This window comes from Streptomyces sp. AC555_RSS877 (assembly GCF_019049245.1).
Taxonomy (GTDB): Bacteria; Actinomycetota; Actinomycetes; order Streptomycetales; family Streptomycetaceae; genus Streptomyces.
The window spans coordinates 181,852-204,165 of the sequence record NZ_JAGMUK010000059.1 but is presented as its reverse complement, the minus strand read 5'-3'; the positions used below and the strand labels follow the sequence as shown (position 1 = coordinate 204,165).

Annotated in this window: 19 protein-coding genes and 1 riboswitch; of the genes, 13 read left to right on the top strand and 6 right to left on the bottom strand. The window is 69.7% G+C overall.

What is annotated here, in order from left to right; all coding sequences use genetic code 11:
- The 9 genes from KUM49_RS26495 to KUM49_RS26455 all read left to right on the top strand — a co-directional run bounded on the left by KUM49_RS26495 (position 1) and on the right by KUM49_RS26455 (position 9,142).
- Positions 1-639, top strand: coding sequence for an alpha/beta family hydrolase (locus KUM49_RS26495; RefSeq protein ID WP_217239455.1), 639 nt, complete (start codon positions 1-3; stop codon positions 637-639).
- Between the two features lie 258 nt (positions 640-897).
- A complete protein-coding gene (sigR, locus tag KUM49_RS26490) occupies positions 898-1,584 on the top strand; it encodes an RNA polymerase sigma factor SigR (RefSeq protein WP_217239454.1) in 687 nt (228 codons plus the stop codon).
- On the top strand, positions 1,581-1,883 hold the full coding sequence (gene rsrA, locus KUM49_RS26485) for a mycothiol system anti-sigma-R factor (RefSeq protein ID WP_217239453.1): 303 nt from the start codon (positions 1,581-1,583) through the stop codon (positions 1,881-1,883). The genes sigR and rsrA overlap by 4 nt, the downstream gene beginning before the upstream one ends.
- A 126-nt stretch (positions 1,884-2,009) precedes the next feature.
- Positions 2,010-3,317 (top strand): HD-GYP domain-containing protein, encoded by a 1,308-nt coding sequence (locus KUM49_RS26480; RefSeq protein ID WP_217239452.1) that lies wholly within the window; start codon positions 2,010-2,012, stop codon positions 3,315-3,317.
- Positions 3,314-4,585 carry an HD-GYP domain-containing protein gene (locus KUM49_RS26475; RefSeq protein WP_217239451.1) on the top strand — a complete coding sequence of 424 codons (1,272 nt, stop codon included), beginning with the start codon at positions 3,314-3,316 and terminating at the stop codon, positions 4,583-4,585. The genes KUM49_RS26480 and KUM49_RS26475 overlap by 4 nt, the downstream gene beginning before the upstream one ends.
- Before the next feature lie 104 nt (positions 4,586-4,689).
- Positions 4,690-5,670, top strand: a complete 981-nt coding sequence (locus tag KUM49_RS26470; protein WP_217239450.1) for a hypothetical protein — start codon at positions 4,690-4,692, stop codon at positions 5,668-5,670.
- A gap of 75 nt (positions 5,671-5,745) precedes the next feature.
- On the top strand, positions 5,746-6,396 hold the full coding sequence (gene def, locus KUM49_RS26465) for a peptide deformylase (RefSeq protein WP_217239449.1): 651 nt from the start codon (positions 5,746-5,748) through the stop codon (positions 6,394-6,396).
- A gap of 293 nt (positions 6,397-6,689) precedes the next feature.
- Positions 6,690-7,775, top strand: a complete 1,086-nt coding sequence (gene cyc1, locus KUM49_RS26460) for an epi-isozizaene synthase (protein ID WP_217239448.1) — start codon at positions 6,690-6,692, stop codon at positions 7,773-7,775.
- Positions 7,772-9,142: a cytochrome P450 gene (locus tag KUM49_RS26455; RefSeq protein ID WP_217239447.1), complete on the top strand. Its 1,371-nt coding sequence runs from the start codon at positions 7,772-7,774 to the stop codon at positions 9,140-9,142. Before cyc1 ends, KUM49_RS26455 begins: the two co-directional genes overlap by 4 nt.
- A gap of 4 nt (positions 9,143-9,146) precedes the next feature.
- Here the strand turns inward: KUM49_RS26455 and KUM49_RS26450 are convergent, their stop codons facing one another.
- From KUM49_RS26450 to KUM49_RS26425, 6 genes are all read right to left on the bottom strand, one after another.
- A complete protein-coding gene (locus KUM49_RS26450) occupies positions 9,147-10,112 on the bottom strand; it encodes a GlxA family transcriptional regulator (RefSeq protein ID WP_217239446.1) in 966 nt (321 codons plus the stop codon).
- 257 nt (positions 10,113-10,369) lie between these two features.
- Positions 10,370-11,383: a ribonucleotide-diphosphate reductase subunit beta gene (locus KUM49_RS26445; protein WP_217239445.1), complete on the bottom strand. Its 1,014-nt coding sequence runs from the start codon at positions 11,381-11,383 to the stop codon at positions 10,370-10,372.
- Entirely contained in the window at positions 11,383-13,743 is a 2,361-nt protein-coding gene (locus KUM49_RS26440; protein ID WP_217239444.1) for a ribonucleoside-diphosphate reductase subunit alpha, read from the bottom strand. The genes KUM49_RS26445 and KUM49_RS26440 overlap by 1 nt, the downstream gene beginning before the upstream one ends.
- Positions 13,744-13,889: 146 nt before the next feature.
- Positions 13,890-13,972: riboswitch (cobalamin riboswitch) on the bottom strand.
- Positions 13,973-14,172: 200 nt separating this feature from the next.
- Positions 14,173-15,783, bottom strand: a complete 1,611-nt coding sequence (gene mctP / locus KUM49_RS26435) for a monocarboxylate uptake permease MctP (protein ID WP_217239443.1) — start codon at positions 15,781-15,783, stop codon at positions 14,173-14,175.
- The gene (locus tag KUM49_RS26430; protein WP_217239442.1) at positions 15,780-16,034 is read right to left on the bottom strand and encodes a DUF3311 domain-containing protein; all 255 of its coding nucleotides are present in this window, start codon (positions 16,032-16,034) and stop codon (positions 15,780-15,782) included. The genes mctP and KUM49_RS26430 overlap by 4 nt, the downstream gene beginning before the upstream one ends.
- A 164-nt stretch (positions 16,035-16,198) precedes the next feature.
- Positions 16,199-16,963 (bottom strand): GntR family transcriptional regulator, encoded by a 765-nt coding sequence (locus KUM49_RS26425; protein WP_217239441.1) that lies wholly within the window; start codon positions 16,961-16,963, stop codon positions 16,199-16,201.
- 420 nt (positions 16,964-17,383) lie between these two features.
- On the opposite strand from KUM49_RS26425, the gene KUM49_RS26420 reads away from it, so the two are divergent.
- The 4 genes from KUM49_RS26420 to KUM49_RS26405 all read left to right on the top strand — a co-directional run bounded on the left by KUM49_RS26420 (position 17,384) and on the right by KUM49_RS26405 (position 22,147).
- Positions 17,384-18,670, top strand: coding sequence for an extracellular solute-binding protein (locus KUM49_RS26420; protein ID WP_217239440.1), 1,287 nt, complete (start codon positions 17,384-17,386; stop codon positions 18,668-18,670).
- 123 nt (positions 18,671-18,793) lie between these two features.
- Entirely contained in the window at positions 18,794-19,780 is a 987-nt protein-coding gene (locus KUM49_RS26415) for a carbohydrate ABC transporter permease (protein ID WP_217239439.1), read from the top strand.
- Complete coding sequence (locus KUM49_RS26410) at positions 19,777-20,619, top strand: carbohydrate ABC transporter permease (RefSeq protein WP_217239438.1); 843 nt, start codon at positions 19,777-19,779, stop codon at positions 20,617-20,619. The genes KUM49_RS26415 and KUM49_RS26410 overlap by 4 nt, the downstream gene beginning before the upstream one ends.
- A 7-nt stretch (positions 20,620-20,626) precedes the next feature.
- The gene (locus KUM49_RS26405) at positions 20,627-22,147 is read left to right on the top strand and encodes a glycoside hydrolase family 3 protein (RefSeq protein WP_217239437.1); all 1,521 of its coding nucleotides are present in this window, start codon (positions 20,627-20,629) and stop codon (positions 22,145-22,147) included.
- The last annotated feature ends 167 nt before the right edge of the window (positions 22,148-22,314 follow it).

Sequence of the window (22,314 nt, the reverse complement as noted above, 5' to 3'; positions counted from 1 at the left end):
GTGACGCAACAGACCACGCAGAGCATCGAGACCGACACCGGGGCCGCCCGCATCACCTGGCACCGGGCGAAGCGGCCCCGGCTGCTGCTGGCCGTCAGTCACGGCGCCGGCGGCGGCATCGAGGCACGCGACCTCCAGGCGCTCGCGCGGGTCCTCCCGGCGCAGGGCGTCACCGTCGCCCTCGTGGAACAGCCCTGGCGGGTGGCGGGCAAGAAGGTGGCGCCCGCGCCGAAGACGCTGGACGTGGGATGGCGGGGCGTCTGGCCGGCCCTGGCCGAGCCGGGCCTCCCGGTGGTCTCCGGCGGCCGCAGCGCCGGCGCCCGGGTCGCGTGCCGTACGGCCGTCGAGCTCGGCGCGCACGCCGTTCTCGCGCTCAGCTTCCCCCTGCACCCGCCGGGCAGGCCGGAGAAGTCCCGAGCCGGGGAACTGCTCGGCGCCGGGGTGCCCACGCTCGTCGTCCAGGGCGGCAACGACCCGTTCGGGAAGCCGGAGGAGTTCCCGCAGGGGTCGTACGAACTGGTCGAGGTGCCGTACGCCGATCACGGCTTCGTCGTGCCGAAACGAGCGGGCATCGGCCAGGAGGAGGCCGTGACAGTTGTCACGGACGGTGTCGTGGAGTGGGCCCGGTCACTCGGGTAAAGGCTCGGGAATGTTGAGCAGCGGACCTCTGTTGAGCCGGACAGAAGTGCTGAGGAGACCGGCACCGACGTCGTAGGAAAGGAAGTCCGCCGCATGGGTTCGACCTTCTGCCCGAGCCGCAGCAGCCGTGCCGACCTGGACTGGACGGTGCTGCATGCGGCCAAGACCGCCCCGATTCGGGCGGCGGGCGGACCGGATCGTGTTCTATCCTCCGATTCTGGTGGGACCGGTCTCGGCCCCGCCCGAAATCTTGAGGAGGTGGGTCCGGTTCCCGGTACCGACGCAGGGACCGAACACGGCCAGGCGGAGCAGCCCGAGGGCCAGGGCAGCACGAGCGTGGAGTCGCCCGCCGAGCGCAGCGCGCGCTTCGAGCGGGACGCGCTCGAGTTCCTCGACCAGATGTACTCGGCGGCGCTGCGCATGACGCGCAACCCGGCCGACGCCGAGGACCTGGTGCAGGAGACGTACGCCAAGGCGTACGCGTCCTTCCACCAGTTCCGTGAGGGCACCAACCTCAAGGCGTGGCTGTACCGCATCCTCACCAACACCTTCATCAACTCGTACCGCAAGAAGCAGCGCGAACCCCAGCGCTCCGCGGCCGAGGAGATCGAGGACTGGCAGCTCGCGCGCGCCGAGTCGCACATGTCGACCGGTCTGCGCTCCGCCGAGTCGCAGGCGCTGGACCACCTGCCCGACTCGGACGTGAAGTCAGCCCTGCAGGCGATCCCCGAGGAGTTCCGCATCGCCGTCTATCTCGCGGACGTAGAGGGCTTTGCGTACAAGGAGATCGCGGACATCATGGGGACACCTATCGGTACGGTGATGTCCCGGCTGCACCGGGGCCGCCGTCAACTGCGCGGCATGCTCGAGGACTACGCCCGTGAGCGCGGGCTGGTCCCGGCCGGCGCCGGAGAGTCGAACGAAGCGAAAGGCTCGGGCTCATGAGCTGCGGAGAGCCGCACGAAACGGATTGCAGCGAGATCCTCGATCATCTCTACGAGTTTCTCGACCGGGAGATGCCCGACACCGACTGCACCAAGTTCGAGCACCATTTCGAGGAGTGCTCGCCGTGCCTGGAGAAGTACGGCCTGGAGCAGGCCGTGAAGAAGCTGGTCAAGCGGTGCTGCGGGCAGGACGACGTGCCGACCGACCTGCGCTCCAAGGTCATGGGGCGGATCGAACTGATCCGTTCCGGGCAGGCCGTGCCCGAGCATGACGTGACAGCTACCCCGCAGGAGTCCTGAACTCCCGCCCGGGAACGGTCGTCACTCGAACGTGCTAATCCGCGGGTTATCGGCCCGTGGACTCCCCCCTCGCCGACTTAGGCTCCGGACGCTGGACAGTCATGGCCGGGCTCGGGGGAGGGTCGTATGGAGGCGGTACCGGCACGGGCGCGCGTGTACGTGACCTGTGTGGTTCTCGGCGCCCTGTGCTGTCTGCTTCCGCCGCCCACCGTGCGGACGCCCTGGTGGGCGGTCGTCCTGCTGGCCGCGCTCTACGGCGGCTGCGAGCGGGTCGCCGCCCGCCTGCGGTTCACCGGGACGTTCTACCCCGTCCTGCTCGCCGGGGCCTTTCTGTTGCCTCCGTCCGCCGCCGCACTGGTGGTGCTGCCGGGGGCCTTGCTGTCCCGGGTCGAGCAGCGGCCGCAGTGGCTGCGGCGGGTCTGGCGGGCCGCCCAGCTCGTCATCGCCGTGTGGGCGGCCGCGCGCGTGCACCGGGCGCTGGACGGGTGGGACGCCGTCCACGCCTCCGACTTCCCGTACGCGCTCGCGCCCGCCGCGGCCGCGGTGCTGGCCTTCTGCCTGGTGCTGACCGTGCTGGACGGGGGGATCCTGGCGCTCGCCGAGCGCGTCCCGGCGCGCAGGGCCTGGCGGGGCCTGTTCGTCCGGTCGCTCGCACCCGCCGTCGTGCACGGGCTCGCCGGGCTGATGATGGCCGTGCTGTGGCGCAGTCCGTACGGGCCCGTCACCGCCCTGCTCGTGCTGCTGCCGATGTGTGTGTCCTGGTGGGTGTTCGCCCAGTACCACCGGGAAAGGGCCGCCCATCAGGCGACGATCCGGGCGCTCGTGCAGGCCGTCGACATCAAGGACGGGTACACCCGCGGGCACAGTGAGCGGGTCGGGCAGGCGTCGATGATGATCGCGCGCGAGCTGGGGATGCCCGACGAACGTGTCGAGGTGCTGCGGTTCGCCGGAATCCTGCACGACGTGGGCAAGCTCGGGGTTCCCACCCGGCTGCTGCGCAAGGACGGGCCGCTGACTTGCGAGGAGCGGCGGGTGATCGAACTGCATCCCGAGTACGGCCACGAGATGGTGCGGGGGATCTCCTTCCTCGGCGAGGCCCGTGCGGCGGTGCTGCACCATCACGAGCGGCTGGACGGGAGCGGCTACCCGTACGGGCTGGCCGGGGGCCAGATCCCGGAGTCCGCCCGGGTGGTGGCGGTGGCGGACGCCTTCGACGCGATGACGTCGACCCGCTCCTACAGCAGGGCCAGGCCCGTCCCCGTCGCCCTGGCGGAGCTGGAGCGCTGCGCCGGAACCCACTTCGACCCCCAGATGGTGACGGCACTGGTCCGCGCACTGAGCCGGCACGGCTGGCACCCCGCGGTCACCGCGGACGAGGCGCACACGCCCCGCCCTCGCCCGCCGGTCCCCAGCCAGCCGGGAGCACGTCGATGACCGGCTGCCGGCGGGCGTCGACGAGCAGCTGCCGGCCCCCGTTCCTCCTCGTCCTCATCCACGCCTCCGCCGCCCTCCTCGCCACCCTCTCCCTCGCCACCACCCTCTGGACCGGCCTCGACGAGCGCGGTGCCGCCCTCGCCTTCGGCGTGCTGGTCACCGTCGGTGAGCTGAGCCGGTGGACCGGCGCGCAGGTCAGGGAGGCCGCGCCGCTCGGGGCCGCGGCGGCGTTGTCGTACGCCCTGCTGGGGGCGTACGCGGGGGCGCCGACGCGGCACGGTGTGGCTCAGGTCGTCGCCGTCGTCCTCGCCGCCTCGCTCCTCGGTGCCGTGCCGCACATCGCGCGCGGACAGCGCGGGACGTTCGACCATCTGGCCCGGCGCATCCTCACCGTGGGGTTCGCCGCCATCTGCTTCCAACCCCTGTACAACCAGGGCACGTTCCGCGACTGGGTCGGGCCCGCCTACGCCCTGCTGCTGCTCGCGCTGCTCTCCCTCACCGCGCTGTGCGACGCCGTGCTCGCCGCCGCGCTGGCGCACTCCCGCACCCGGTGGCCCTTCGGACCGCTGCTGCGGGACGAGCTGCGGGCGCTGCTGGGGATCGGGTCGGCCGTCTGCGCGACGGGGGCCGTGATGGCGCTCGCGGTCGCCGTGGCGGGGCTGTGGGCGCTGCCCGTGTTCTCGCTGCCCCTGCTGCTCACCCAGATGTCCTTCCGGCGGTACGCGGCCGTCCGGGCCACCTACCGGCAGACCATCGCCTCCCTCGCCCGGGCCACCGAGATCGCCGGGTACACCCCGGCCGGGCACGCCCGCCGGGTCGCCGCACTAGGGCAGGCCGTCGGGCGGGACCTGGGGCTCACCGAGCCCGAGCTGACCGTGCTGGAGTACGCGGCCCTGATGCACGACATCGGGCAGCTCAGCCTCGTCGATCCGGTGCCGGCGGGCGCCACGGCCGGGCTGCCGGCCGGGGAACAGCGCCGGATCGCACTGCTCGGCGGGGCCGTCGTACGGCAGACCGGCGTGAATCCGCAGGTGGCGATGGTCGTGGAGCGGCAGGCCGACCCCTGGCGGGAGCAGCCGGTCGCGGCGCGGGTCGTCCGGGCAGTGAACGCGTACGAGGAGAAGGCCCGGGACGCCGGGCCCGGCGGGCCCCTGAAGGCGCTGGAGGAGCTGCGGCTGGCGACCGCGGAGGAGTACGCGCCCGAGGTCGTCGAGGCGCTGGCCCGTGTCCTGTCACGGGACTGTCTGACCCTGCCCCTGGCTGGGTAACCCATGGGTAATGAGCGCCCTTCCAGCCGTACGTGGTTGGATGCGAATGAGAGGGTGTCCGGGGGCACAGCCAGCCCACTGAACGGAACTGGCAGGCGGGAATCGTGAGGATCTTCGGCAAGGGACGGAACCGGCCCTCCGCCTCCTGGCGGCAGGCCACAGACCGTGCGTTCACGCTGATCGGGGACGGTCGGTACGAGGACGCGGGGGCGCTGCTGACGCGCGCCGCCGATCTGGAGCCCTGGCTGTCCGAGTCCTGGTTCAACCTCGCCCTTCTCCACAAGTTCCGGCACGACTGGGAGCAGGCGCGGGCGGCCGGCCTGAGGGCCGTGGCCCTGCTGGACCGGGAGACGGGCGCACCTGACTGGTGGAACGTGGGCATCGCGGCCACCGCCCTGCAGGACTGGCCGCTGGCGCGGCGGGCCTGGCAGGCGTACGGCCTGCGGGTGCCGGGCGGTGCCACCGCCGCCGGTGAGCCCGTCGGGATGGACCTCGGCAGTGCGGCCGTACGGCTGTCCCCGGAGGGCGAGGCCGAGGTGGTGTGGGGGCGCCGGCTGGACCCCGCGCGGATCGAGGTGCTGTCCATTCCGCTGCCGTCGTCCGGACGGCGCTGGGGCGAGGTCGTGCTGCACGACGGGGTGCCCCACGGAGAGCGGACCACCGCCGTCGGGCACTCCTACCCGGTGTTCGACGAGATCGAGCTGTGGGCGCCCTCGCCCGTGCCCACCTGGGTGGTCCTCCTGGAGGCCGCCACCGAGGCCGACCGGGACGCCCTGGAGCAGCTCGCCTCCGACGCCGGCTTCGCCGCGGAGGACTGGTCCTCGTCCGTGCGGCTGCTGTGCCGGATGTGCTCGGAGTCCCGGATGCCGTCCGACGAGGGCGACGGAGAGCATCTCGACCCGCACGACCACAGTGAACCCGGGCATCCGGGGCCGCTCGGGCATGTGACCGACGGGCAGCTGTGGGTGCCGGAGCGGGAGTGCGGGGTGGCGGCGCCGGCCTCGCTGGTGCGCGGGCTGCTGGACGGGTGGGTCGCGGACAGCCCGGATTCCCGCGAGTGGCGAGACCTCGAAGAGGTCTGCTGAGGCCATGGTGCCTCGCCGTCCCCTTTAGGCTGTACTCGCAGAATTCCCAGGAATGCAGGAAGGCGTACGTCGGTCATGGCGCAGCAGGACACCGATCAGCAGCACGCGGGCGTGTTCCCCGTGGACGACGAGGGCTTCGTCATCGACACCGAGGACACCGAGGAGCGCGAGAACGCCTGGCGTGAGCGGGGCACCTCGCGGCCGATCACGGTGGTGGGGAACCCGGTGCTGCACAAGGAGTGCAAGGACGTCACCGAGTTCGGCGCGGAGCTGGACCGACTGGTCGCGGACATGTTCGCCTCGCAGCGCACGGCCGAGGGCGTGGGCCTGGCCGCCAACCAGATCGGCGTCGACCGGAAGGTCTTCGTGTACGACTGCCTGGACGACGAGGGCAAGCGGCACGTCGGTGTCGTCTGCAACCCGAAGCTCGTGGACCTGCCCGCCGACAAGCGCCGGCTGGACGACAGCAACGAGGGCTGTCTGTCGGTGCCCACCGCGTACGCGCCGCTCGCCCGCCCGGACTACGCGGAGGTGACCGGGCAGGACGAGAAGGGCAACCCGATCAAGGTGCGCGGCACCGGCTACTTCGCTCGGTGTTTGCAGCACGAGACCGACCACCTCTACGGGTACCTCTACATCGACCGTCTCTCCAAGCGGGAACGCAAGGACGCGCTGCGGCAGATGGCCGAGAACGAGCCCCGCTACCCCGTGGTCGCCAACGACTGAGTGCCCCGCCGCCTCACAACTCCCTCACGTACGGCGTCTGTTCAGGAGAACCTTCCTGAGCAGACGCCGTTCGTCTGTGCGTCGTACGGTCGATACCCCTGTGCTCTCGTAGTGATCCAGAACCAGTCACGCAAGGGGGGGATCTCAGCACTGTGGGGTAGTGAATGAAGCAAATCCGTTCCCAGATCGGTCAGTTGTGGTGCTGAATGGGATGAGCGGGGATACGCAACGGCGCACGCCTGGCACAGCGGGAGGGGTGTGTGCGCCAACTGGCGGCTGGAAGGGGTTTGTTCGTGCCTGCTTTCCCACACAGCACCACATCGACACCGACGGCGATCGCGGTTCCACCGTCGCTCTCTCTCCCGGTGATCGAGGCAGCGTTTCCCAGGCAACTGCACCCTTATTGGCCCAGGCTCCAGGACAAGACCCGAACCTGGCTACTGGAAAAACGGCTCATGCCGGCCGACAAGGTGGAGGAATATGCCGATGGCCTGTGCTACACCGACCTGATGGCGGGGTACTACCTCGGGGCCCCCGACGAGGTCCTCCAGGCGATAGCGGACTACAGCGCGTGGTTCTTCGTCTGGGACGACCGCCACGACCGTGACATCGTCCACGGCCGTCCGGCCGCCTGGCGGCGGCTCAGGTTCCGCCTGCACACGGCCCTCGACTCGCCACGGACCCACCTGCACCACGAGGACTCGCTGGTCGCCGGGTTCGCGGACAGCGTGACGCGGCTGTACTCGTTCCTGCCCGAGACCTGGAACGCCCGGTTCGCCCGGCACTTCCACGAGGTGATCGAGGCGTACGACCGCGAATTCCACAACCGCACCGAAGGGATCGTCCCCACCGTCCAGGAATACCTCGCGCTGAGGCGATTCACCTTCGCGCACTGGATCTGGACCGATCTGCTGGAGCCGGCCGCGGGGTGCGAACTCCCGGACGGTGTGAGGAAACATCCGGCATACCGGCGGGCGGCCCTGCTGAGTCAGGAATTCGCCGCCTGGTACAACGACCTCTGTTCGCTCCCCAAGGAAATAGCGGGCGACGAGGTGCACAATCTCGGAATCAGCCTCATCAAGCACGAGAGGCTGACTCTGGAAGAGGCGGTCGCCGAAGTCCGGCGACGAGTCGAGGAATGCATGGTCGAGTTCCTCGTCGCCGAACGCGACGCTTTGCGTTTCGCCGACGGCCTCGCCGACGGAACGGTGCGCGGAAAGGAACTGAGCGCCGCCGTGCGGGCCTGTGTCGGCAATATGCGGAACTGGTTCAGCACCGTCTACTGGTTCCACCACGAGTCCGGCCGGTACATGGTCGACAGCTGGGACGACCGGTCCACGCCCCCGTACGTCAACAACGAAGCGGCAGGTGAGAAATGACCGTCGAATCTGTGAAGCCCGCGGCACCCGAGGCCCGGGAGCTGCGCGAGCCGCCCCTGGCGGGCGGCGCCGTCCCGGTCCTCGGCCACGGCTGGAAGCTGGCGCGCGATCCGCTCAGCTTCATGGCCCGGCTGCGTGACCACGGCGACGTCGTACGCCTCAGGCTCGGCCCCAAGACGGTGTACGCCGTCACCGCGCCGGCCCTCACCGGAGCCATGGCGCTGAGCACCGACTACATCATCGCCGGCCCGCTGTGGGAGTCGCTGGAGGGACTGCTCGGCAAGGAGGGCGTGGCCACCTCCAACGGGCCCACGCACCGGCGCCAGCGGCGCACCATCCAGCCCGCCTTCCGGCTCGACGCCATCCCCGCGTACGGGCCGATCATGGAGGAGGAGGCGCACGCGCTGGCCGAGCGCTGGAAGCCCGGCGAGACGGTCGACTGCACCTCCGAGTCCTTCCGGATCGCGGTGCGCATCGCGGCCCGCTGTCTGCTGCGCGGCGACTTCATGGACGAGCGGGCCGAGCGGCTGTGCGTCGCCCTCGCCACCGTCTTCCGGGGCATGTACCGGCGGATGGTGATTCCCGCCGGGCCGCTCTACCGGTTGCCGCTTCCAGCCAATCGCCAATTCAACCGTGCGCTGGCCGATTTGCATCTCCTCGTCGACGAGATCGTCGCCGAACGAAGGGCATCTGGTCAAAAGCCGGACGATTTGCTGACGGCATTGCTGGGGGCGAAGGACGAGAATGGCGAACCCGTCGGGGAACAGGAGATCCACGACCAGGTCGTCGCCATCCTCACACCCGGCAGCGAAACCGTCGCGTCCACGATCATGTGGCTGCTCCAGGTCCTCGCGGAACATCCGGAACACGCGGACAGGGTGTGCGCGGAAGTCGAAACCGTCACCGGCGGGCGTCCGGTGGCATTCCAGGACGTCCGGGCGCTCAGCCACACGAACAATGTCGTCGTCGAAGCCATGCGTTTGCGGCCCGCCGTATGGATTCTGACGCGGCGGGCGGTGCGGGAGACCGAACTCGGCGGCTGTCGCATCCCGGCCGGTGCCGACATCATCTACAGCCCGTACGCGATCCAGCGCGACGGCCGGTCCTATGCGGACAACCTGGCGTTCGACCCCGACCGCTGGCTGCCCGACCGGGTCAAGGACGTGCCGAAGCACGCCATGAGCCCGTTCAGCGTGGGCAACCGCAAGTGCCCGAGCGACCACTTCTCGATGGCCCAGCTGACGCTCGTCACGGCGGCGCTGGCGGCGAAGTACCGCTTCGAGCAGGTGCCCGGATCCGACGACGCGACCCGGGTGGGGATCACGCTGCGCCCGCAGCGGCTGCTGCTGAAGCCGGTTGCCCGGTGAGAGGTCAGGCCGCCTCCGGGCCCCGGAAGGTGCGCCGGTAGGCGTTCGGGGTGGTGCCCACCGCCCGGACGAACTGGTGGCGCAGCGCGGCCGCGTTGCCGAACCCCGTTCGACCGGCGATCGCGTCCACCGTCTCGTCCGTCGCCTCCAGCAACCGCTGGGCCAGCAGGACGCGTTGGCGCAGGATCCAGCGGTAGGGAGTCGTCCCCGTCTCCTGCTGGAAGCGACGGGCGAAGGTGCGCGGGGACATGTGGGCGCGGTCGGCGAGCTGCTCGACGGTGACCTCCTCGTCCAGGTGCTGCTCCATCCACACCAGCACCTCGCCGACGGTGTCGCACTGCGACCGGGGCAGCGGCCGCTCGATGTACTGCGCCTGTCCGCCGTCCCGGTGCGGCGGGACCACCATCCGCCGGGCGATCTTGTTGGCGACCTCGGGCCCCTGTTCCTTGCGCACGATGTGCAGACAGGCGTCGATGCCGGCGGCGGTGCCGGCCGAGGTGATGACGGGGTCCTCGTCCACGTACAGCACGTCCGGCTCGATGATCGCCTTCGGATAGCGCCGGGCCAGCTCCTCCGCCTGCCGCCAGTGCACGCTGCACCGCCGGTCGTCCAGCAGCCCGGCGGCGCCGAGCAGGAAGACGCCGGAACAGACGCTGAGCAGCCGGGCCCCGCGGTCGACGGCTGCGACCAGGGCGTCCAGCAGATCGCGCGGATAGGTGCGGGTGACGTAGTCGTTCCCGGCCGGTACGGCGATCAGGTCGGCCTCCGCCAGCCGGTCGAGGCCGTACGGCGTGGAGACGGTGAGGCCGCCGACGTGCGTGCCGAGCGAGGGGCCCTCCGCCGAGACGACCGCGAAGTCGTAGGTCGGCAGGCCCTCGTCGCTCCGGTCGATGCCGAAGACCTCGCAGACCACCCCGAGTTCGAAGGGGTGCACGCCGTTGAGCAGGACCGCGGCCACGTTGTTCAGCATGCTGCCAGTGTGCCTCGAAACTGGCAGTAAATCGAGGGTCCACGGCAGTCCTGCCACTGTTTGTCAGGAGTGTCCGGCGGGACAGTGGTGTCCATGAACGCGACACAGACAGAAGGCCTGATCGGAATGCTCACCGTCCTCGGGATCCTGGTCCTCCTGGTCCTCCCGTCAGTGATCGGTCTCGCGCACGACCGGCGCGTCGACCGTCAGATCAGGGAGGCCCAGGAGGGTCGTGAGGCCCGTGAGGACTACGAGGATCAGAAGTCCTCGTCCAGGTCCACGGTGCCCTCCACCGCGACCTGGTACGCCGACGGACGCCGCTCGAAGAAGTTGGTCAGCTCCTGAACACCCTGGAGCTCCATGAAGGAGAACGGGTTCTCCGAGCCGTACACCGGGGCGAAGCCGAGGCGCGTGAGGCGCTGGTCGGCGACGCACTCCAGATACTGGCGCATGGACTCGGTGTTCATGCCCGGCAGGCCGTCACCGCACAGATCCCGCCCGAACTGGAGCTCCGCCTCGACGGCCTCCTTGAGCATGTCGACGACCTGCTGTCGCAGCAGGTCGTCGAACAGTTCCGGCTCCTCCTTGCGGACGGTGTCGACCACCTCGAAGGCGAAGCTCATGTGCATCGTCTCGTCCCGGAAGACCCAGTTGGTCCCGGTGGCCAGACCGTGCAGCAGACCACGGCTGCGGAACCAGTAGACGTATGCGAAGGCGCCGTAGAAGAACAGGCCCTCGATGCACGCGGCGAAGCAGATGAGGTTGAGGAGGAAGCGGCGGCGGTCGGCCTTGGTCTCCAGGCGTTCCAGCTTCTCGACCTCGTTGATCCACTTGAAGCAGAACTCGGCCTTCTCGCGGATGGAGGGGATGTTCTCCACGGCGTCGAAGGCGGCCGCCCGGTCCTCCGGGTCGGGCAGGTAGGTGTCCAGGAGGGTCAGGTAGAACTGGACGTGCACCGCTTCCTCGAAGAGCTGCCTGCTGAGATACAGCCGCGCCTCGGGGGAGTTGATGTGCTTGTACAGGGTCAGCACGAGGTTGTTCGCGACGATCGAGTCGCCCGTCGCGAAGAACGCGACCAGCCGGCCGATCATGTGCTGCTCGCCCGGCGTGAGCTTCGCGAGGTCGGCGACGTCCGAGTGGAGGTCGACCTCCTCGACGGTCCAGGTGTTCTTGATGGCGTCCCGGTAGCGCTCGTAGAAGTCCGGGTAGCGCATGGGGCGCAGGGTCAGCTCGAAGCCCGGGTCGAGCAGGTTCTTGGCTTCGCTGGTCATTACTGGCAGGCCTCGCAGGACTCGGGGTTTTCCAGGGAACAGGCGACGGCCTCTTCGGGGGCCGGCTGCTGGACGGGGGCGGCGGCGGACCGGGCCGCGCGGGCGATCCGGGTCGCCGGGCGCGAGCGCAGGTAGTACGTCGTCTTCAGGCCCGACTTCCAGGCGTACGCGTACATCGAGGAGAGCTTGCCGATGGTCGGCGTCTCCAGGAACAGGTTCAGGGACTGGGACTGGTCCAGGAACGGGGTCCGGGCCGCCGCCATGTCGATCAGGCCGCGCTGCGGGATCTCCCACGCCGTGCGGTACAGCGCCCGTACGTCCGCGGGGATCCAGGTGAACTCCTGTACCGAGCCGTTGGCGTCGCGCAGCGCCTCACGGGTACGGGCGTCCCAGACGCCGAGCCGCTTCAGCTCCTCCACCAGGTACGAGTTGACCTGGAGGAACTCGCCCGACAGGGTCTCGCGCTTGAACAGGTTGGACACCTGCGGCTCGATGCACTCGTACACACCCGCGATCGACGCGATGGTGGCGGTCGGCGCGATCGCGAGGAGCAGGGCGTTGCGCATGCCGGTCGCTGCGACACGGGCCCGCAGGGCCGCCCAGCGCTCCGGCCAGGTCAGTTCGACGTCGTAGTGGTCGGGGTGCAGAACGCCCTTGGCCGTACGGGTCTTGTCCCAGGCCGGCAGCGGGCCGTTGCGCTCGGCCAGGTCGGCGGAGGCCTCGTACGCGGCGAGCATGATGCGCTCGGCGATGCGGGTGGAGAGCTGACGGGCTTCCGGCGAGTCGAAGGGCAGCCGCAGTTGGAAGAAGACGTCCTGGAGGCCCATCACGCCGAGGCCCACCGGGCGCCACCGGGCGTTGGAGCGGCCCGCCTGCTCGGTCGGGTAGAAGTTGATGTCGACCACGCGGTCGAGGAAGGTGACGGCGGTGCGGACGGTCTCGTCGAGGCGGTCCCAGTCGATGTCCCCGGCCGTCCGGTCGACGAACGCGCCGAGGTTCACCGATCCCAGGTTGCAGACCGCCGTCTCCCCGTCGTCCGTGACCTCCAGGATCTCCGTGCAGAGGTTGGAGGAGTGCACGACGTGACCCGGCTCGGCCGTCTGGTTGGCCGTGCGGTTGGCGGCGTCCTTGAAGGTCATCCAGCCGTTGCCGGTCTGCGCGAGGGTGCGCATCATGCGGCCGTAGAGGTCGCGGGCCGGGATGGTCTTGCGGGCGAGGCCCTTTTCCTCGGCCTCGCGATAGGCGGCGTCGAACTCCTCGCCCCACAGGTCGACCAGTTCGGGCGCGTCGGCGGGGGAGAACAGCGACCACTGCGCGTCCGCGTTCACGCGGCGCATGAACTCGTCCGGGACCCAGTGCGCGAGGTTCAGGTTGTGCGTACGGCGGGCGTCCTCACCGGTGTTGTCGCGCAGCTCCAGGAACTCCTCGATGTCGGAGTGCCAGGTCTCCAGGTAGACCGCGGCGGCGCCCTTGCGCCGGCCGCCCTGGTTCACGGCGGCGACCGAGGCGTCGAGGGTCTTCAGGAAGGGGACGATGCCGTTGGAGTGGCCGTTCGTGCCGCGGATCAGGGAGCCGCGGGAGCGGATGCGGGAGTAGGCGATGCCGATGCCGCCCGCGTGCTTGGAGAGCCGGGCGACCTGGTGGTAGCGGTCGTAGATGGAGTCCAGCTCGTCCTTCGGGGAGTCGAGGAGGTAGCAGGACGACATCTGGGGGTGCCGGGTGCCGGAGTTGAAGAGGGTGGGGGAGGAGGGGAGGTAGTCGAGGCGGCTCATGAGCCGGTAGAGCGCGGCGACTTCGTCGAGGGCGCGGACGGTGTCGTCCTCGGCGAGCCCGGACGCCACCCGGAGCATGAAGTGCTGGGGCGTCTCGATCACCCGGCGGGTGATCGGGTGCCGGAGCAGATAGCGGCTGTGCAGCGTGCGCAGGCCGAAGTAGCCGAACCGGTCGTCGGCGTGCACGTCGACCAGGGCGTCGAGGCGGTCGGCATGGACCCGTGCGAACTCGGCCGTACGGTCCGCGATGAGGCCCTCGCGGTGGCCCACCGCGACCGACTCCGTGAAGGACGTGACGCCCTGGGAGGCGGCCTCGGCACGGATGTTGACGGTCAGCAGGCGGGCGGCGAGCCGCGAGTAGGCGGGGTCCTCCGAGATGAGGCCGGCGGCCGCCTCGGTGGCCAGCTCGCGCAGTTCCGTCCCGTCCGCCCGCGCGGACCGGCCGCGGAGCGCGGCGGCGGCGACCCGGCCGGGGTCGGCGTCGGGGAGGTCGGCGGTCAGCTCGGTCAGGGTCCGCAGCAACACGGTCCCGGGACCGTCGTCGGCCACCGGGGTCACTGAAGCCGGATCTGCTGGCGCGATGGTCACGTGGGGCTCTCCCTCGCTCGGCACGGGGGCCCTGCGGAGGGCAGGCGGCAGCACACGAGCGCACGCGGCGTCGCGTCCAACCGGCCCATTCCACGAGGCCCGGACGTCATGGCACCCGGACCTGATGGCCGGGCGCGCTGTCGACAGGTCCTCGGACTGACTCTCGTGCCCGCATATACGCGCATGAGTACACCGTTGCGGGACAGTTCCGGATTCGCACCGGATTCCCCTGCGGCGACAGCGAGCATGAGCATACATCTTGTGCCAGGCGGCGACAGCACCCCCATATGTTGTGTCGCGTCGGTTTCGGAGTGTCAACTCATCGGTGTGGAGAGTGATCTCGTCAAGGTCCCCTCGCGGCGCCGGAGGCAGGCAGGGAAACGACGACGGGCCGCCGGATCTCTCCGGCGGCCCGTGCTGACGTACGACTCAGTGCGTGGTGCCCGCAGTCGCCGGCGGCAGCTCCACCTGGACGCCCGGGTCGCCCGCGTCCGCCGTGTAGTCCGCCGGGGACGTCTCGTCGATGCCCTCGGGGGCCTTCAGCGCCTTCAGGGCGAAGGTGAGGACCACCGTGACGGCGACGTTGAGGAGGAACGCGGTCAGGCCGATGTAGCCGATCTCCCCGATGCCGGGGATCTCCTTGGACGAGCCGCCGAAGTGCTTCTGCGTCGGCGAGGCCACGCCGTACGCGGCGACCGTGCCGTAGATCATGCCGACCGCCCAGCCGGCGAGCAGGGCCCAGCGGTGGAACCAGCGCGTGAACAGGCCGCCGACCAGGGCGGGGAAGGTCTGCAGGATCCAGATACCGCCGAGCAGCTGGAAGTTGATGGCGACCGTCTTGTCCATGGTGAGGACGAAGGCCAGCGCGCCGACCTTCACCAGCAGGGACACCAGCTTGGAGACCTTGGTCTCCTGCGCCGGCGTGGCGTCCGGCTTGATGAAGTCCTTGTAGATGTTGCGGGTGAAAAGGTTCGCGGCCGCGATCGACATGATCGCTGCCGGCACCAGCGCGCCGATGCCGATCGCTGCGAAGGCCACGCCCGCGAACCAGTCCGGGAACATGTTCTCGAACAGCTGAGGGATGGCCAACTGCGGGTTGGCGACGTCGACTCCGCTCGCGATGGCCATGAAGCCGAGCAGGGCGAGCAACCCCAGCATCAGCGAATACAGCGGCAGGATCGTGGTGTTGCGGCGGATCACCTCACGGCTCTTGGAGGACAGCGTCGCCGTGATCGAGTGCGGGTACATGAACAGCGCCAGTGCGGAGCCGAGCGCGAGGGTCGCGTACGTCCACTGGCCGGCCTCGGGCGGGACCAGTCCGCCCGCCTTGGCGGCGGTGTACTTCTCGTTCGCCGAGGCGAAGATGTCGTCGAACCCGCCCAGCTTGATCGGGATGTAGATGATCGCCACCGCGATGACGATGTAGATCAGCGTGTCCTTCACGAACGCGATCAGCGCGGGCGCGCGCAGACCCGAGGAGTAGGTGTACGCCGCGAGTACACCGAAGGCGATCAGCAGCGGCAGGTCCTTGACGAACCAGTTGGTGTCCTCGCCACCGCCGACGCCCATCACGTCGAGGACGGCCTGGATGCCGACCAGTTGGAGCGCGATGTACGGCATCGTCGCGAGGATGCCGGTCACGGCCACGGCGAGGGACAGGCCCTTCGAGCCGAAGCGGCCGCGCACGAAGTCCGAGGTCGTCACGTACCCGTGCTTGTGCGAGACCGACCACAGGCGCGGCAGGAACGTGAAGATCAGCGGGTAGACCAGGATCGTGTAGGGCACCGCGAAGAAGCCGGCCGCGCCCGCCGCGTAGATCGCCGCCGGTACGGCGACGAAGGTGTACGCCGTGTACAGGTCGCCGCCGAGGAGGAACCAGGTGACCCAGGTGCCGAACGACCGGCCGCCCAGGCCCCACTCGTCCAGGCTGTGCTCGTTCTCGGCCTTGCGCCAGCGTGCGGCCAGGAAGCCCAGGACGGTGACGGCCAGGAAGAAGAAGATGAAGACGGCGAGTGCGACGCCGTTCACGCCCTCGTTCACTTGTCGGCACCTTCCTGACGGCCGCTCTGGTCACGGCGCCACAGCTTGTACGCGATCATCGTGAGCGCCGTGGAGATCAGCACCCACGCCATCTGGTACCAGTAGAAGAACGGGATGCCTATGAAGGCGGGGTCGGTCTTCGCGTACGAGCCCACCCACAGCATGGCCACGAAGGGTGCGAAGAGGCAGAGCGCGATGACCACGCGGACCGGTGTCACCACCGGTGGTCTCATTTCAGGCGCATTGGACATACCGCGGCTCCGTCCCCTCGTTGATCACCGGTGCGATGCGCAGGCAATCTAGGCGACGGTGTCAGGAGAGCGGAAGCCCTCGTCCGTATATCGGTATGTGGTGGTTCTGTGCTCTCTCGGCGCTGTTTCCGCCCTCGGCAGCAGGGGAATGCCTGCCGGAATCCCTAGTCCTGGGGCCTCTTGAGGCGGGCGACGAACTTGTAGCGGTCGCCGCGGTAGACGGACCGCACCCACTCCACCGGCTCGCCCTGCCGGTCCAGCGAGTGGCGGGACAGCATCAGCATCGGCAGGCCGACGTCGGTGCCGAGCAGGCCGGCCTCGCGCGGGGTGGCCAGCGAGGTCTCGATGGTCTCCTCGGCCTCGGCGAGATGGACGTCGTACACCTCGGCGAGCGCGGTGTAGAGGGACGTGTACTTGACCAGGGACCTGCGCAGGGCAGGGAAGCGCTTCGCGCTGAGGTGCGTCGTCTCGATGGCCATCGGCTCCCCGTTGGCCATGCGCAGGCGCTCGATGCGCAGCACCCGGCCGCCGGCCGTGATGTCGAGCAGGCCGGCGAGGCGGTCGTCGGCGGTGATGTAGCCGATGTCGAGCAGCTGTGAGGTGGGTTCGAGGCCCTGGGCGCGCATGTCCTCGGTGTACGAGGTCAGTTGGAGCGCCTGCGAGACCTTCGGCTTGGCGACGAAGGTGCCCTTGCCCTGGATGCGTTCCAGGCGTCCCTCGACGACCAGTTCCTGAAGAGCCTGGCGCACGGTGGTGCGCGAGGTGTCGAACTCGGCGGCCAGCGTGCGCTCGGGCGGCACGGGGGTGCCGGGCGACTGCGTCTCCGTCATGTCGAGCAGATGCTTCTTCAGGCGGTAGTACTTGGGCACGCGCGCGGTACGGACGATCGCCCCACCCTCGTTCTCCGCACTGCTGACGTCGGTGCTCATGCTCTGCCTTCCCGGCTTCGGGTGCCGAAGCGGCCGACGTCCCGTCGGCCACGGCTCACATCGTGGCACGGCAGCGTACCGGGATCTCCCGCGCGCTGCGTGATCTCCTCTGTATACCCCTGCGATCGCCGCTGGTCTAGTCCACCAGGGCCCTTTCTCTCGTGGGTGGTCGCCGGAACTGGTCCGTCCGATCTGTCGCTTGTCTGTCGCTTGCGGAATGAAAGGTCCCTGCATATCTCGGTACCGCAACGGACGCCCGGAGCCTGCTGGAACACCCTTGACAGCCCTATTGGTCTGGGCCAAGCTCCCCCTACTGGTCTACACCATTGGTCCAGGTCCCGGCCCCATGGGCGGTAGGTGCATTCGACGCCGTTCACCGCAGGGAGCAGGGGGGTTTATGGCATCCCTGAGGAGGGTGGCGTGAAGCGCAAGCTGACAGCCGCGATCGGTATCGCGGGCATGATGGTCTCCATCGCGGCGTGCGGGGGCGACAGTGGCAGCGGGGACTCGGACAAGAGCGGCGCGGACGCCAAGGAGCTGACCGTCTGGCTCACCGTCGACGCCCAGAACAACTGGCCCGAGCTGGTGAAGGCGGCCGACGCCGCGGTCACGAAGGCGCACCCCGGCATCAAGATCAACCACGAGTACTACGGCTGGCCGGACAAGAACGCGAAGCTCGACGCGGTCCTCGCCACCGACAAGGCCCCCGACGTGGTCGAGATGGGCAACACCGAGATGCTGAGCTACATGGTCAAGGGAGCCTTCGCGCCCCTGGACCCGGAGAAGTTCGACAACTCCGCCGCCTGGCTGGACGGCCTCAAGGCCTCGGTGACGTACGAGGACAAGACCTACGGCGTCCCCTACTACGCCGGCGGCCGGGTCGCCAACTGGCGCAAGGACCTGTTCGCCTCCGTGGGCGTCAAGTCCGCCCCGAAGACGTACGACGAGCTCACCGCCGCCCTGGACAAGCTCCAGAAGGACAAGGGCGACAAGTTCAGCGCCTGGTACCAGCCCACCCGTGACTGGTACGCGGCCATGTCCTTCGTCTACGACGCCGGCGGCTCGATCGCCGTCGAGTCCGGCGGCCAGTGGAAGGGCAACCTCTCCGCGCCCGAGTCCCTCAAGGGCCTCGAGGAGTTCAAGAACGTCGTCGACGAGTACATGCACGGCGACAAGACCAAGGACGAGTCCGACCGCTACATCGTCTACGGCCAGGGCAAGTCCGGCATGATCTTCGCCCCCGCCTGGGAGGGCGCGACCGCCGCGGCGAAGGAGAACGACAAGACCGGCAAGCTCGCGGGCAACGTCGAGAACTTCGTGATGCCCGGCCCGTCCGGCAAGGGCCTCCCCGTCTTCCTGGGCGGCAGCGACCTCGCCGTCCCGGTGAAGTCCGACGCGCAGGCCGTGGCCGCCGAGTGGATCAACGCGTTCACCAACTCCACCGGCCAGAAGGGTCTGATCGCCAAGGGCAACCTGCCCAACAACAAGACCGACCTCGCCACCCTGAAGAACGACCCGGCGACGGCGGTCCCGGCCACCGCGGCCGAGTCCAACTGGTTCGTCCCGATGGCACCGGGCTGGGGTCAGGTCGAGAAGGCCCAGATCCTGCAGACCATGCTGCAGAGCATCGGCACCGGCAAGAAGTCGGTCGCGGACGCCGCGAAGGACGCGGACGCCGCGATCGACAAGGTCATCAACAACAAGTGACCTGACGCAGGGCCCCGTTCGACCCCGGGAGCATCCGGGGGCGGGGCCCTGCTTCCCGTACGACCCGCTGGGCGGGCGTACGAGGGCTTCGGACGACCCGAGGGACCGCTGAGGAGCGCGCGGATGAGTGCCGACACGACCACCCCTGCCAAGGTGCCGCCACCGCGGCAGGCACCGCCACCACCGGCCGTGGCGAAGAAGCCGCCCAGAGTCCGGACTTCCGGCCAAGCGGGCACCCCCTGGCTCCTGCTCGCCCCCTGCCTCCTGATCCTGGCGCTCGTCCTCGGCTATCCGCTGGTCCGCCTGGTCGTCCTGTCCTTCCAGACGTTCGGGCAGTCCCAGCTGTGGGGCTTCCTGCCGGCCGAGTGGGTCGGGTTCGACAACTTCACGGGTGTGCTCGGCGACGCCGAGTTCTGGGCCGTCGTGGTCCGCACGATCGTCTTCGCGGCCGGCTGCGTGATCTTCACGATGGTCGCCGGCATGCTGATAGCGCTGCTGCTCCAGCGGGTCTCCGGCTGGGTGAAGACGCTCATCAACATCGCGCTGGTGGCCAGCTGGGGCATGCCGATCATCGTCGCCACCACCGTCTTCAAATGGCTCTTCGACGCCGACTACGGCATCCTCAACGCGCTGCTCAGCAAGCTGCCGGGGGTCGAGATGATCGGCCACAACTGGTTCGCCAGCGGGCCGCAGGGCCTGGCCGTGATCATGCTCCTGGTGGTCTGGGGGGCCGTACCCTTCGTCGTGATCACGCTGAGCGCCGGTCTCACCCAGGTCCCCAAGGAGCTGGAAGAGGCCGCCCGGCTCGACGGCGCGGGCGCCTGGGGCGTCTTCCGCTACGTCACCCTCCCCATCCTCAAGCCGATCATCGTGATGCTCACGACCCTCTCGGTCATCTGGGACATGGGTGTCTTCCCCCAGGTCTTCGTGATGCGCAACGGCCATCCCGAGGCCGAGTTCCAGATCCTCACCACGTACTCGTACGACCGCGCCTTCGTGGTCAACGACTACGCCCAGGGCTCGGCGATCGCCCTGCTCACCGTGCTGTTGCTGCTCGGCGTGGTCGCCGTCTACATGCGCCAGATGCTGAAGATCGGAGAGGTCGAATGAGCACACTGACGACTCCCGGGCACCGGAAGTCGAAGGCCGGCTGGAACCTCCTCGGCCTCCTCGTCTTCGTCACCGCCGGCTTCCCCGTCTACTGGATGCTCAACACGGCGTTCAAGCCGGCCAAGGACGCCATCGACCCGGACCCGAGCGTGCTGCCCACGGGCCTCACCCTCTCCAACTTCAGCCGCGCACTGGACATCGCCGACTTCTGGGGCCCGGTCGGCCGCAGCCTCGTCGTGTCCCTCGCGGTGGTCGTCATCGGCATGGTCGTCGGCATGCTGGCCGCGCTCGCCATCTCCCGGTTCGCCTTCCGCGGCCGGAAGATCGTGATCGTGGGCATCCTCGCCGTCCAGATGGTCCCGCTGGTCGCGATGATCATCCCGGTCTTCCTGCTCCTCAACGACCTGGGCCAGTACGACCGGCTCACCGGCCTGATCATCACGTATCTGACCTTCGTCCTCCCCTTCACGGTGTGGACGCTGCGCGGCTTCATCGTCAACATCCCCAAGGAACTGGAGGAGGCGGCGATGGTCGACGGCTGCAGCCGCACCGGCGCCTTCGTCCGGGTGGTGTTCCCCCTGCTCGCCCCCGGCATGGTCGCCACCTCGGTCTACGGTTTCATCCAGGCCTGGAACGAGTACCTGTACGCCCTCATGCTGCTCAGCCAGAAGAACCAGACCGCGACCGTGTGGCTCGGCAACTTCACCACCAAGCACGGCACCGAGTACGCCCCGATGATGGCCGGATCCACCATGATGGCCGTGCCGATCGTCGTCCTGTTCCTCCTCGTCCAGCGCAAGATGGCCGCGGGCCTGACCGCGGGCGCCGTGAAGGGATAACCCCCCGATGACGACATTCGCCAGCGGTACAGACACCCTGACCCGCGACGCCCTCACCGTCCTCCAGCCCGGCTTCACGGGCACCACCGCCCCCGACTGGCTGCTGCGCCGCCTGGGCGAGGGACTCGCGTCCGTCGGCCTGTTCGGCCGCAACATCGCCTCTCCCGACCAACTGTCCGCTTTGACCGCCCAGTTGCGCGCCGAACGCGACGACGTCCTGGTCGCGATCGACGAGGAGGGCGGAGACGTGACGCGCCTGGAGGTGCGGACGGGCTCCAGCTTCCCCGGCAACCACGCCCTGGGCGCGGTCGACGACGTCTCGCTCACCCAGGAGGTGGCCTTCGAACTCGGCCGCCGCCTCGCCGCCTGCGGCGTGAACTTCAACTGGGCGCCGTCGGCCGACGTGAACTCGAACCCGTCGAACCCCGTCATCGGCGTACGGTCCTTCGGCGCCGACCCCGGCCTCGTCGCCCGGCACACCGCGGCCTACGTCACCGGCCTCCAGTCGGCCGGCGTCGCCGCCTGCACCAAGCACTTCCCGGGCCACGGCGACACCGCGATCGACTCCCACCACGCGCTCCCGCGCATCGACGCGGACCCCGCCGTGCTCGACGGCCGCGAACTGGCCCCCTTCAGCGCGGCGATCGCCGCCGGCACGCGGGCCGTGATGACCGCGCACATCCTGGTCCCGGCCCTGGACCCCCACCGCCCGGCCACGCTGTCCCGCCGGATCCTGACCGATCTGCTGCGCGGTGAACTCGGCTACGACGGCCTCATCGTCACCGACGGCATGGAAATGCAGGCCATCGCCGGCACCTACGGCATCGAGCGCGGCAGCGTCCTCGCCCTCGCCGCCGGCGCCGACGCGATCTGCGTGGGCGGCGGCCTGTCCGACGACGCGACGGTACGCCGCCTGCGCGACGCCCTGACCACCGCGGTGCACACCGGCGAACTCCCCGAGGAACGTCTGGCGGAGGCGGCGGAACGGGTGCGGGGGTTGGCTCGGTGGACGGCGTCACCGGGTGCCGGGTCGGCATCGGCGTCCGAGGCTGAGGGTGCCTCTTCCGCTCGGGAGGCCGTCGGAGGGGATGTCGGTCTGCGTGCGGCCCGACGTGCCCTTCGGCTGACCCGGGCCGAGGACTTCACCCCGCTCACCGAGCCGCCGTACGTCGCCGCACTCACCCCCGTCGCGAACTTCGCAGTCGGCGACGAGACCCCGTGGGGCGTCGCCGCGGAACTCTCCCGCCTGCTGCCCGGCACGGAGACCGGCAGCTACGCGGGGGAGGAGGCAGGGGCTTCGGCCCTGGCGTCGGCCGGCCCGCGCCGCATCGTCGCCGTCGTCCGCGACGAACACCGCCACCCCTGGATGGCCGCGGCCCTCGACACCCTCCTGGCCTCGCGCCCGGACACGATCGTCGTCGAAATGGGCCTCCCCCAGGCCACCCCCCGAGGCACCCTCCACATCGCCACCCACGGCGCCGCCCGCGTCTGCGGCCGAGCAGCGGCGGAGATCATCGCGGGGGCGTAACCACACGGCCAGCGGGGGAACGGCTCGGCGCCAGCCGCTTTGCGGCCGGCCTCCACAGCCGCGCCGACGGGGCCTACCCGGCACTGGGGCGGGGCGGGCACATGCGCCGACAACCCTCGGCGCGGGCGGGCCCGCCCTACACAGACGGGCCCCGTCGCGCCCGGGGC